Source organism: Brucella pseudintermedia (assembly GCF_008932435.1).
GTDB lineage: Bacteria > Pseudomonadota > Alphaproteobacteria > Rhizobiales > Rhizobiaceae > Brucella > Brucella pseudintermedia.
The window spans coordinates 202,981-213,883 of sequence record NZ_WBWE01000010.1 but is presented as its reverse complement, the minus strand read 5'-3'; the positions used below and the strand labels follow the sequence as shown (position 1 = coordinate 213,883).

Here is a 10,903-nt window from a genome sequence, read left to right as displayed (position 1 = left end):
ACAGATGCTGGTCGACGCGCGTCAATCAGCCGAAAAATGGCAAGAATTCCTCGAATGCTTTGTCGATGACGAAGAAATCGTCGCCCGCGTCAAGACATATTCTCCACGGTAACAATCGGGCGGTTACTTTTAAGCAGCGGCGAGACATGTTGTTCTGTCTCTGAGGCACCGATTGGAGCCATCCATATCCGTCGACAAATTTTACATGATGTTTTCAGAACCTTATGGCGGAGGGGGTGTCTATATTATTTTTTGCCTATCGACTTGAATATACAATCATTTTTTCAGCCTTAATTTCCATTCCCTAATTCCGTCCCTAATTCGGATCGCAGGCGCACCCGTTCCCAATTATCCCCACTTTTTCGGCGTGCGGCGGGGGCAGCGCTACTGATCACGGCGAGGCGGTCGAAATCCCGCAGACGGACGCGAGCACCGACAATAGCGCTCTCGCAGAGATGGCCGAGATCGCTGTAGTCGGTGCCCCTGACCAACATTGTTGCGGATAAGCTACTTTATGCGTCGCCAATCGGCTGGTTTAACGCTTTAAAATGCGTCCCAATATTGTAACCGCGCTCGCGTTATATCGGGGGGATAATGACTATAAATAATCTGCGGCTCGCTTCGATTTTCATGCCGCGAGCGATTAAAGAACTCAATCGGTTTGCGGGGCCGGATGGACCGGACTTTGTCCACTATACATCCGCCGAAAATTTCATGAATATTTTTAACGCTGCGGCTCCCAGTATTTGGATGCGGAATGCGAAGTGTATGAACGATGTATCGGAAATTGAGCACGGCCTTAGTAGAATTAGCCTAGCTTTAAGCAAAAATAATCGTCTTGGTCGGCTAAAAGAAGCATTGAATGGGTGCCATGATCGATTGGGCGAGAATTCGATTGGCTACTTTCAGCACCATGTACATGGGTTCTTAAGGGATACATATATTACCTGCGTATCAGAGCATGATGCAGCCAAAGAGGACGATATTGGCAGACTTTCAATGTGGAGAGCGTATGGACAAGGTTCCATCGGTATAGCGGTCGTTTTGAACAAATTGCCTTTCCTTTCAGAAACAAACTACTTGGAGGCTGTCAGTAGTCCGGTTGCTTATATAGGTGACCGGGAACTAGGTGACGATCTGGAGACTATAATTTCCAACATAGAATTGAACAGAGAATGGCTTTCATCATTACCTGAATTCTTGGTAATGTCACAAGTATTCAACATGCTTAAGTTTGGCATTATATGCTTGAAACATAAAGGCTTCGAGGAAGAAAAGGAATGGCGCGTTATTCATACACCAAGCGTTTCTGTGTCTTCATTAGAGCGCGCTACGGTAACTGTATCTGGTATCCCTCAACGCGTGTATAAAATCGCCTTTAGAGATTATACTTCCGAGCGAGGAGCGTTCGATATATCGCCGAACTCGATTGTCAAACGTGTGATCATTGGTCCATCAAATTACCCGGGCGTGATAAGGGATGCCGTAGTGGATACACTTGAAAAAGTGGGGGTGGCAAACGCCGCCAACCGCGTTGTAATTTCAGATATTCCGCTACGAACTCTCATTTGAACGCAAGTTATGGCGGCCGTTTGCCCGCCGCCCGGATCGTCACTCGACGCCTACGTCGGCATGAACGCCGGATATACCGGACATATCCAGCTTTGGCCGGATTGTCGGCGTCAAGCTGGTTGCCATGAGGGAAACCATACGCTGCATCCAAGCTGTCATCCGTGCCTCTGCGGCGTTTAATCCTGCATCAATACCGGCATTGAAAGCGCCCATCGTTTCGTCTGCGGCGGCTCTGGCTTCCGTCGGCTTCGGCTCCGGGATCGGGACGTTCGCGGGCTTATCGCCCGGAACTGGCGCTGTGGGCGCGGATAGAGCGACTTCCGGCCCTTTCGGGGCCTGCGCCTCCAAGCGCCGCGCATCGGCGTCCAGTATGGCCCGCTGCATCTGCAAATGATCGCGCTGCGGGTCGGGGGCATCCCGCATTGCCGGATGCTTTCGCGCTTCAATCTCGGCAAGCTGGCGGTCGATTTCTGCCTGCCGTGCCCGAATGTCCGCAAGATCGGCGGCGCGTGCCTGATCTGGCGTCGCCTCCGGCCCGGTCCGTTCGCTTGGCCCGACCTTCCGCATGATCGTATCAATCAGCGGCTCTTTCATGCCGAGCCAGTCCATCGGAGTGCCGAGATTTTCCTTGAAGAACTTTTCGAGCCGTTCGCCATTGGCGGCGCTTTCCTCCGGCGTCTGCGGAGCATTCAGCATGGCGTTGGCTCCGAACGCCACGCCGGGCAATACCCGCCAGAGGCCGGGGGCCTTAATGGCCCCGGCCTTCGTCGCCGCCGTATTAACCCGTTCCAATGAGGCCGCCGTCTTTGCAATGCCGTCCGAGGCGCGTCCGAGGCCGGAGAGCCAGTCGGTCAGGCCGCGAGCGATCTTGATACCAGCAAGGGCACGAAGGGCGCTCCCCGCGAGCCTCGCACCGGCTGCGCCCGCTCCTACCGCCTTCAACCCGGAAGCGAGGAGGGAAAGAGCGCCACCGCGCCCGAGCAGGCCGATGAAGCGGAGGCCGATAGCCGCAACCTTGAGGCCGATCAGGGCGGCTGTAACGCCGACTATGGCGGTTGTGAGGCGGGGGTTAGCCGCCGTCCACTGGCCGATCATATCCACAACGGGGACGATCTTGTCGAGGATTGCATTCAGGGCCGGGAGCAGCGCCGTTCCCACGGCGCTTGCGAGGCGTTCCATAGAAGCGGAAAACCTTGCGCTCTGCGCGGCCATGGTCTTTTGGCGACGGGCGAAGTCCTCGTCTACGACCTTATCCGCCTTGGCCGATTTGTCCCGGATGCGTCGATATTCCTCGATGTTCTGGATCAGCGGCAAGAGGAAAGCTTGAACCTGCGCATCCTCGAAGAAATCGCCGATCTTCGCGAGATCGCCTCCCGTCGCCTGCATGACCTTGCCGGCAATGAACTCGAAAACGTCACCGCCTTCCCTCTGAACCTGTTTCAGTTCCTTGCGGATATCAATCCCGGCCTTTTTGAATTTCTTCGTCGTCTCCGGGCTGATGATTTTTTGCATGAGGTTCGCGGTGTTCGTCGCCGCTTCGGCTGACGTACCGGCACCCTTGCGGGCGATCTGCAAGGCTGCGGAAAGCTGCGCGACGCCCTTCGTCCCGGTCATACCGAGAGCCTGCGCCCGCGCCGTGAGCGCGGGAAACTCGGCCGCCATGTCCCTTAGCTCGAATGCGCCCTCCTTGCCTGCTTGAGCCATAATGTCGAGAGCCTTGGGAAGCTCCTTCACCGGCACCTTGAGGTTGTCAACAACCGAAAAGCCTGCGGAGGCCACATCATCAGCCGCCGCGCGGTAAGCGGCGGCGGTCTTTACGATGGGATGGACGGCCGCCTCGGCGATCTTCTCGTCCATGCCCTTACCCATGAGGTCATCCATAACCCCGGCGATTTCGGCCTGCGAGCGGCCGAGGTCTTTTGACAGACCCGAAACCCGCTTTCCGAGAGAGGCCATTGCGCTATCGCTCAAGTCGGCTTTCTGCGCGATATCGAGCAAGATGCTTTCAAACTCCGCCGCATTGGAGAGCGGAGCCGTGAGCGCGGACTTGAGAAGGTAAAAGCCTGCGGCGGCATCAACGAGACGCCCCCGCGTGCGGTCGAGCGCAGCATTGTTCTTGCTGATCGCCGCGTTCAGCCTCGCCCCGAAGCCCACGCGTTTGCCGCCTAACTCGAAAGCGGACGATATGCCGAGCAGCGAGCGGGCGACCTTCTGCGCCGGACCCGTCACCTGATCGAGAAGACGGACGGTTAGTGTGGAAACCATGGCAGACACGGCTTTTCTCCTATAGCTGCCTCATCCGCGCGATCTTCGGTACTTGCTCGACCATCCGAAGGAATAGGCTGATCGGCATCGCCATGACGGCGGGAAGTGGTGTGGAAAGGAAGTGAGCGACAAGCGCGGCCATTTCGTCGCCGTGGCCGCGCTTCCAGTCGATCAGTTCGATCAGGAGACAACGGTCGTCGCTTCCGCCGCCGTCGTCTCCTCGCCGGACAAAAAAGGTAGAAGCGCCTCGGTCAGTGTCGCTACGTCGTCGCGGTGGAGCTTGCCGAGAACTTCGTCCGGCTGGTCGCCGAGCGCGGCGATAATCCCTCTAATCTGCGAGAGCTTCGGCGCGACGCCATCGGCGAGGCCAAGCCCCTCGATGACTTCCAATGCGTTCAAGTCCGGCTCGCGAAGCGTGATTGCGGCGACCGTTTTCTCGCCGACGGCGATAGGATGCTGCAACGGAACGGCTTTGGTTTTCCAAGTCATAGGTATTCGTCCTGTCATCGATGAAGTTAAATGCAAGAAGCATTATTGGAAGTATAGACGACGGCGCGGCGCGGTCGATTGACAAGAACTGACAGAGAAGCCGGGTCGTGAAATTGGCCTTCCAACTTGGATTTCCAAATTTATTCTTTCGCAAAAACGTGCATTTCTTCTTTCTCATTCAATGGGAAGATAATATGCTCATTTCATCCGCTCCACTTTCTGCCGATCGGCGTCACGATATTGCACGGCTCGCCTTTAAGGCGGCCCGTGCATCAGGGATTGCACCGGGCATCTGGCGAGCATGGCGAAGGGGCGACCGGCACCGGGTCATGCTTATGGCTTTCGATCCCTTGGGCGAAACGGAGCGGATCAAAAAACAATTGTCGATGGAGGTCGAGAATGCAGCCGGAACCGAATGAGCCTGTCAGACGAGGACGGCCACCGAAACCGCGATACAACATCGCGGGGGTACCGGACGACGCCATCAGCGCCGCCATCGAGCAGGCGGTCGCAAAGCGAACCGCCGAGATCGAGCGAAAGGCTCAAAAGCGGATAAAGCAAGCCGAGAAGCGAGCCTCCGGGGCAGCGGGACGGCGGGTGTGGTACGGGCCGGATAAGCTGCGCGTCGCATTCCTCGCGGGACAGGGTAAGACGGGCGACGAGATCGCGAAGATCATCGGAGGCACGACGGCCGCCCGCGTTACAGCGATGCTGCATGAGCATGATATTCCGATGCTGCGACGGGGCGGGAATGCCAGCTTTCTCATGATGAAATGGAAGACGGCGGATCGCGAATTGCTCGACAGGCACGCGGCGAAGCGCGAGCGCGACCCGGCGGAACTGGCCGCGCTGATCGTTCGGAAGGTCATGGAAGGCGGCGACAAGGCGATAGACGCCCTTGTCGCTGATCTCGACACAATCGGTTAATCCGCGTCGCGTTCAATGGCTTGAGTGTCACGACACGCCGAAATCATGTCACGCCCGGCCTTCGCGCCGGGCTTTTCGTAGTTGAAGCAATGCAGGCTGAAAAGAGTAAGGCCCGGAAACCGGGCCTCTTGCTCAAACGTGCCAGTACATCCGTGGTCACGCGAGCGCTACTTGCAATATGGTGGCATTTGGCCTCGATTGCAATCCCTTCCGGGGTCAGCAAGAGGGCGAGCGCTTCGAGCGCGCCGCCCGCGCCTCGCAAGGCTTCTGAAAATCGCCCTGCCAAATACCGCGCCGGGCGCTGCGAGCCTCGGCCTGCTCGCTTGCGTATTCGCCCTTCGAGTAGCGAACCCAATCCACTGCCCATCCCTGCCGGACAAGCCAGCCGTTGACCGGCTCATGATCTGCTCGAAAGCAGTCAGCGACCGTTCTTTTGTAACGATCCCGGCTGACAGCGAGGCAGGTAACGGGCTGCGATGCATTGAGGAAATCGGCAAGAGCGAAAGCAGCGTCCTTCCCGCAGCCGTACACTCTGCCGGTGGCGTTTATGCATGTCTGCCAGCTTTCCGGCGCGTCAATCCCGTTGAGCCTGATCCGCTGACCCTTAATTTCAATTGTGTCGCCATCGATGACGGAAGCCCGCCCGGTTAGGTCCGCAAGATCGCCTGCGGAAGCAGTGGTCGAGATCGCCAGCGCGGCGAGGAGAACAATTCTAATTTTCATCGTGATCGTCCAGCGGGTCGCGCCCATTGCGCAGATTGTCGATGGCCTCGGCGACCTTTTCTTCTGCTCGATTGAAGGCCCGATTTGCAGCCGCAAGAGCGAGTGGCGCAATTCGTTTGTCAAGACACTGTATCGAAGCAACAGTCTCCGCCCGAAGCGTTGAGAGCGTGTCAACAAAAAAATGTTCGACGGCGGAAGTCTCAATCAGCGTGGCCGCCGTTCGACTGTTCCGCAGTTCGGTTTCTCTGCGCTTGGCGTCGGCTAGGGCCGCGCCCGCGCCGTCCGTGCGACCGGGACTGTCCCGGAGAAAGCGGATGTAGCCTTGGACCGACGCGACAAGCGGATATGCCCCGCCGTTGGCCGTCGGGATCACGCCCTGACGCGCAAGCTGGCGAAGTCTTTCGAGTGATAGGCCGAGAAGCGCTCCGAGGCTCCGGGCTGGAATGAAGCTGATTTGGGTTTCCTTCGCTTTTTGCATTTTGGAACCTCGTTTCTTTGAATTTTCAGGGAGTTTCGGCAAAGCCAACTGCGAATTTGGAAATCCAAAAAACATCCAAATCCGGGGCGGCCGCGTGCCCGCAGGCCTTGGCCTATGGATACGGTCCCTACACGGTTGCTGGGGATCGCCCCTGTTCGCCCTGCATTTGCCCTGTGGCGCGCGTTCAGCGTCTTCGCCTTGGTCGGGTACGTCTTTCGCTCAAGCGCGTGCATAGCCTGTTTTGAGGGTGAGACGTCGAGCCACCCTTAGCGTTGATTGGGAGGGACGAGGGCGCGGTCTCGCCCCTCCCGGTTTCGTCCGGGGAAGGACAGGGTATGGAAAGAACCCTTGGTCCGGACGATTAGGTCAAGCTTCGATGCCGAGGACCGCTCGCGGATCGGCGTCGGCGCGGCGGGCGATGTGTCGACCGTCCACCGCTGCCGTTGCGATCAGGTGTTCCTCGATCCGCTCAAGCTCAAGGCGCTGCTCTGCGATCTGGCGGAAAGCCGCCTCGCGCTCGTCGTCGGATAGCGCTCCGCTCGCCGGAAACTGATCGATCTGCGAGGCTATAGCGGCCTTCATCTGGTCGCGGAGCAACCAGACAAAAATATCGGTGCCGCCTGTTCCGACTATCGAGCCGCCGCTTCCAGTTCCAAGCGCAAGCTTCCGAGCGAGGCCGAGCGGTTCGGCACTGCGCGATGCTGGGTGGACCTTCAAAGCGCCTGCGTCCGCGATCCGGTCAATCTCCGCAAATGCGCGTGCCTTGAGGTCCACAGCCGGTGTCGGTGCGCCCTCAACCTTCGCAAAGTCGGCTTCGATCCGCTCAATGCGAGCGCGGACCTTGGCGATCTCGGTGGCAATATCGCCACGGACTTTCACTAGAGCGGGATCGATCTTCGCTTCCCGGAATGATGCGCCCGGCGTCGCCGTCCGGCGAAGCCACGTCTCGACGTTTTCGAGAAAGCCGAAAGCATTCTGTCGCTCCGCTGCTCGTTCGCGTGCATCGACAGCGACTTGCAGCGCACGCTTCGCGGCCTCGACCGGAGCGTCAAGCCGCGCCTCTGCGGCCGCTGCGTCTTCCTTCTGCCCGTCGCCTTGAAATGAAAGGCCCTGTCCGGCCTCCGCCTGCCGCTGCGCCAGCCCCGAAACTTGGCCGAACTCGATGCGCGCCGCCTGCTCGAGGTCACTTGCCGCGCGATATGCGGCATAGGCGGCGGCGCGGTCGGATGCGAGCCGTTCCAGTTTGAGGCGGGAGGTGGCGGGCAATGTGTCAAGAATTGCTGGCAGAAGGTCGAGCATGTGGCGGCTCCGGCAAGGTGGTTTGTTTTCTGCTCGGATGATAGCAACGCCGGGTGGCCGTCGCGCCCGACAAAGACAGGCAATCTATGACACAAAACGAAAAGGCGGCCTTTCGGGCCGCCCCTTTATTGGCCGAAAAGTCTCCGCCGGTTGATCCACCGTCGCCCGAAAACGACAATCGAGATGTCGCGTTGCTTGATCCATCGTGCAATGGTCCGTTCATCGACGCGGGCAAGATTGGCGGCTTGTCCGACCGTGACCCACTCGCCCGTGGAAAGGTCCACGGTGGCAGGATCAACAGGCCATTTTTCGTCGGTCGCATCAAAAAGTTGCATGGTCCGCACCTCTTGTCTGTGGCAGTGGCGGCCGTTGCGGGCCGCCGCGCCGTCGTCATACGTGGATCGCCGATTTCCCGGCGTTCAGATCGTCCGTGACTTTCTTCCACCGCTCGCGGCTTTGCGCTGCCGGGTCCGCCTTGACGAACGGATCGGGAGCCGGACAAAAGCCGAGTGTCGCGCCTGCCGGTGCGCCTCCGGCTTCGACCGTCGCGATAGTTCCGGCGCTTGCATCGAAGCGAACGAGGCCGCCTTCCGCGTTACAGGCGCGGGCGACGTTCGCCGGGAGGCTACGGCGCAGCGCCTCGGCGGCGCTGCCGGGCTTAACGGTGAACAGCAGCGCGAGGGCTTCGGATGGCGTCATGCTGGTCTCGAAGGCCAGATGTTTTGCAGCTTGGAAGCGCTCGCGGGCGATCGGATCGGTCAAGATCGATTTGATGCGGTTGCGCTCTGCAGCGGCCCCGGCCTGCGCGGCCTCGGCGCGCACCGCGCCGAGATCGGGTGATGCCTGGGCGACGGGTGCCGGTGCCGGGACAGGCTCGGCGGCGTTCGCCGATGGCCCGGAGCGGAGGCCGGAACGGAAGGCAATCGCGTAGGCGAGCGCAGCTTGTGGGTCGGTGATGTTCTCGATTGCACGCTCGACGCCAGCGAGCAGGTCGTCGTCGTCTGCAAGGTGGATGTCGGTCGGCGCAAGCCGCGCCAGAACATCGGCGGCGGTGAGTTTTGGTCGTTTCATGGTCAAAATCCTCTCGGTTGCGGCCGGGCCGCTTAATTCAGTGTGGGTTTGTTTGAGGTCGCGGGCGTTCCGCCTTCGATCTTCTCGACGTGAGCGTCAATGATCGCCTTCGCATGGGCTTCAATCGCTGCAAGCGCCTGTTCCGTTCGCTCTTCAACAGCGATACGAAGTGTCTCGTATCCGTCGAGCACAGCTCGTTCATAACCTGTCGCGAATGCTGCCAGCGTCTGCCGGTCATTCCAAAGCTCGGTTTCCGTCTGGCCGGGTCGGGATCGCACGGCTGCAATGAAGCCTTGCAAAAATTCCGGCGTCGGATCGCGGCCTCGGCAAATCGTGGCCGTTGACCAAATCCAATCGTCACTCGGAAGTGGCTGGAAGGCGTCAGCCGCAAAATCAAAGATTGTCGCTGTCGCGGCGTTAGGCTGTTTGTCGGTCATGGCTTCTCTCCGGGAATGAAACGAGGGAATTGTGATCGCGCCAGCGCGCGGGCGGCGGGCTCGGTCGGCGGTATTCGGCGCGGATCGCTCGCCATGCCGCTTGCACGTCATCGCGGGCCTCCTCGCGTGAGAGGCCGTCCATCTGGCGGGCGCGGAAAAGTTCGACCATCCGCCGTTTGAAATACGCCTCCCGCAGATCATCGTCGCGAAGCGAGCGCATCACCGCTGCGGTCTGTTGCACGAGGACATGGTGCGTCATCGGAAAGGCGATTATTTGCCCGCGAGGCTCTGGCCCCGCCATCGGCTCCGGCTGATGTGCGACCGGAGCCGGGACCGGCTGGTCGAGGCTGTCAAAGAAATCGAGTTGCGTCATCGTTTTTTCCTTCAAAATCCGATGGAAGCGTGGTGCTGGTCCGCGTCGAGCGCGTCGTCGCGGAGGTGGATGAAGTCGGCATCGTCGTCATCGCAGTTGCCGATTGCCTGTTGGAGCGCTGCCGAAAGCATCGTGCGCGCGGTTTCAGCGTCGAAGCCGATTTCTCTCGCCGCCGTCATCGCCCACGCTCTGGCAACTGCTATCGGAGACTGCTTTCGGGCGTTCGCGATCAGGTGAGCATTTTCACGAAGCCATGCGGCGACCGGATCAGGCGTCGCGATCTCCGGTTCGTCCTCTCGCCGGTCGCCCGTCAGGGCGTCGGGGTCGCGGGGTGTCCCCGCGTCGATTTCCGCTTCCGCCAACAGAGGAATGGAAGCGCCGCATCCGATCCCGACTAGATCGCCTCGTTCTGGTCCATTGTAGAATTCATGGTCCGGGCTATCGAGAGGGGGCATGTCCTCGATATTGATCTCACCGGCTTCCGACGGAAGGATGATTTCTTCATCATTTTCCTCCGGGCCTGCGTAAGCAAAGGCCCGGCGAGGAGAGGATTTATATCGGCCACCGATATCAACGGATGAGATGATATCTCCTTGGGCGGAGCCGCCCAAGCGGCCTCCGCCCGTATTGGTCGGTATTCTGTCGTTACTATGAAACCGGCGGTTTTCCGCCGCTTTTGATACGCTGGATTTCCGGTTTTGCGACGCTGGATCGCCGGTTTTACGCTCACTCAAAACCGGCGGTTTTCCGCCGCTTTTAACTTCCGCCGCCGAGACGTATTCACGGGCCATGCAGCGTGCTTTGGTCTCCTCGTCCGGCCACGCTGGACGGTAGTGAAGCCCGCGCTTTGATCGTGGCCGGGTCCGATCCCTGCCCGACAGAACGATGATCCAACCTGCCGCTGCCAAAGCTTCGAGGTGCTGGCGAACCTGCCTCGCCGATACGGCGGACAGGGCGGCAAGCTCATCCTGCCCGGCGAACGCTTCGCCGGAGGTGTGGTTCATCAAGTCTTCGATTACCGAAGCCAAGCGGAACGCGGAGGAGGAAATATTCGGGTCGGCCGCCATACCTCGACGCCACCGGCTCCGCTCGATGTGGTTGAGGTTTAGCCGGATGCGTTTGCTTTTTTCCTGCGGCTCTGCCATATTCAGGTTCGTCATTTTCTTTCCTTTCAGGCCGGTCTGATTGCCGTCAGCCCGGCCTTTTCGTTTGAGGATCAGCCCGCGAACTGTGCGAGCGCGAGGCCGATGTTGAGACCGACCATCGCTG

Annotated in this window: 13 protein-coding genes; 3 read left to right on the top strand and 10 right to left on the bottom strand. The window is 59.5% G+C overall.

Going from position 1 to position 10,903, the window contains the following annotated elements; translation table 11 throughout:
• Nucleotides 1-594: 594 nt before the first annotated feature.
• Nucleotides 595-1,572 (top strand): DUF2971 domain-containing protein, encoded by a 978-nt coding sequence (locus F9K78_RS14595; protein ID WP_151682267.1) that lies wholly within the window; start codon nt 595-597, stop codon nt 1,570-1,572.
• Between the two features lie 39 nt (nt 1,573-1,611).
• Here the strand turns inward: F9K78_RS14595 and F9K78_RS14590 are convergent, their stop codons facing one another.
• A complete protein-coding gene (locus F9K78_RS14590; protein WP_235925437.1) occupies nt 1,612-3,837 on the bottom strand; it encodes a phage tail tape measure protein in 2,226 nt (741 codons plus the stop codon).
• Between the two features lie 180 nt (nt 3,838-4,017).
• On the bottom strand, nt 4,018-4,326 hold the full coding sequence (locus F9K78_RS14585) for a phage tail assembly protein (protein WP_167518115.1): 309 nt from the start codon (nt 4,324-4,326) through the stop codon (nt 4,018-4,020).
• Between the two features lie 107 nt (nt 4,327-4,433).
• Here F9K78_RS14585 and F9K78_RS14580 point away from each other — a divergent pair, with 107 nt between their 5' ends.
• On the top strand, nt 4,434-4,745 hold the full coding sequence (locus F9K78_RS14580) for a hypothetical protein (RefSeq protein WP_151682264.1): 312 nt from the start codon (nt 4,434-4,436) through the stop codon (nt 4,743-4,745).
• A complete protein-coding gene (locus F9K78_RS14575) occupies nt 4,726-5,253 on the top strand; it encodes a hypothetical protein (protein ID WP_151682263.1) in 528 nt (175 codons plus the stop codon). Before F9K78_RS14580 ends, F9K78_RS14575 begins: the two co-directional genes overlap by 20 nt.
• Before the next feature lie 216 nt (nt 5,254-5,469).
• Here the strand turns inward: F9K78_RS14575 and F9K78_RS14570 are convergent, their stop codons facing one another.
• The 8 genes from F9K78_RS14570 to F9K78_RS14535 form a co-directional block, all read right to left on the bottom strand.
• Nucleotides 5,470-5,976 carry a thermonuclease family protein gene (locus tag F9K78_RS14570; protein WP_151682262.1) on the bottom strand — a complete coding sequence of 169 codons (507 nt, stop codon included), beginning with the start codon at nt 5,974-5,976 and terminating at the stop codon, nt 5,470-5,472.
• Nucleotides 5,966-6,454 carry a hypothetical protein gene (locus tag F9K78_RS14565; protein ID WP_151682261.1) on the bottom strand — a complete coding sequence of 163 codons (489 nt, stop codon included), beginning with the start codon at nt 6,452-6,454 and terminating at the stop codon, nt 5,966-5,968. Before F9K78_RS14565 ends, F9K78_RS14570 begins: the two co-directional genes overlap by 11 nt.
• Nucleotides 6,455-6,820: 366 nt before the next feature.
• Complete coding sequence (locus tag F9K78_RS14560) at nt 6,821-7,753, bottom strand: hypothetical protein (protein ID WP_151682260.1); 933 nt, start codon at nt 7,751-7,753, stop codon at nt 6,821-6,823.
• A gap of 125 nt (nt 7,754-7,878) precedes the next feature.
• Nucleotides 7,879-8,088 carry a MerR family transcriptional regulator gene (locus F9K78_RS14555; RefSeq protein WP_151682259.1) on the bottom strand — a complete coding sequence of 70 codons (210 nt, stop codon included), beginning with the start codon at nt 8,086-8,088 and terminating at the stop codon, nt 7,879-7,881.
• A gap of 55 nt (nt 8,089-8,143) precedes the next feature.
• Complete coding sequence (locus F9K78_RS14550; protein ID WP_151682258.1) at nt 8,144-8,824, bottom strand: hypothetical protein; 681 nt, start codon at nt 8,822-8,824, stop codon at nt 8,144-8,146.
• Between the two features lie 32 nt (nt 8,825-8,856).
• Nucleotides 8,857-9,261, bottom strand: coding sequence for a hypothetical protein (locus F9K78_RS14545; protein WP_151682257.1), 405 nt, complete (start codon nt 9,259-9,261; stop codon nt 8,857-8,859).
• On the bottom strand, nt 9,242-9,634 hold the full coding sequence (locus F9K78_RS14540; RefSeq protein WP_151682256.1) for a DUF6074 family protein: 393 nt from the start codon (nt 9,632-9,634) through the stop codon (nt 9,242-9,244). Before F9K78_RS14540 ends, F9K78_RS14545 begins: the two co-directional genes overlap by 20 nt.
• 11 nt (nt 9,635-9,645) lie before the next feature.
• Entirely contained in the window at nt 9,646-10,794 is a 1,149-nt protein-coding gene (locus F9K78_RS14535; RefSeq protein WP_151682255.1) for a helix-turn-helix domain-containing protein, read from the bottom strand.
• Nucleotides 10,795-10,903 lie beyond the last annotated feature (109 nt).

Excerpts from the sequence above, each read along its gene's own strand:
- F9K78_RS14595 (WP_151682267.1), top strand. The coding sequence starts at position 595 with ATGACTATAAATAATCTGCGGCTCGCTTCGATTTTCATGCCGCGAGCG.
- F9K78_RS14590 (WP_235925437.1), bottom strand. The coding sequence starts at position 3,837 with ATGGTTTCCACACTAACCGTCCGTCTTCTCGATCAGGTGACGGGTCCG.
- F9K78_RS14585 (WP_167518115.1), bottom strand. The coding sequence starts at position 4,326 with ATGACTTGGAAAACCAAAGCCGTTCCGTTGCAGCATCCTATCGCCGTC.
- F9K78_RS14575 (WP_151682263.1), top strand. The coding sequence starts at position 4,726 with ATGCAGCCGGAACCGAATGAGCCTGTCAGACGAGGACGGCCACCGAAA.
- F9K78_RS14570 (WP_151682262.1), bottom strand. The coding sequence starts at position 5,976 with ATGAAAATTAGAATTGTTCTCCTCGCCGCGCTGGCGATCTCGACCACT.
- F9K78_RS14565 (WP_151682261.1), bottom strand. The coding sequence starts at position 6,454 with ATGCAAAAAGCGAAGGAAACCCAAATCAGCTTCATTCCAGCCCGGAGC.
- F9K78_RS14560 (WP_151682260.1), bottom strand. The coding sequence starts at position 7,753 with ATGCTCGACCTTCTGCCAGCAATTCTTGACACATTGCCCGCCACCTCC.
- F9K78_RS14555 (WP_151682259.1), bottom strand. The coding sequence starts at position 8,088 with ATGCAACTTTTTGATGCGACCGACGAAAAATGGCCTGTTGATCCTGCC.
- F9K78_RS14550 (WP_151682258.1), bottom strand. The coding sequence starts at position 8,824 with ATGAAACGACCAAAACTCACCGCCGCCGATGTTCTGGCGCGGCTTGCG.
- F9K78_RS14545 (WP_151682257.1), bottom strand. The coding sequence starts at position 9,261 with ATGACCGACAAACAGCCTAACGCCGCGACAGCGACAATCTTTGATTTT.
- F9K78_RS14540 (WP_151682256.1), bottom strand. The coding sequence starts at position 9,634 with ATGACGCAACTCGATTTCTTTGACAGCCTCGACCAGCCGGTCCCGGCT.
- F9K78_RS14535 (WP_151682255.1), bottom strand. The coding sequence starts at position 10,794 with ATGACGAACCTGAATATGGCAGAGCCGCAGGAAAAAAGCAAACGCATC.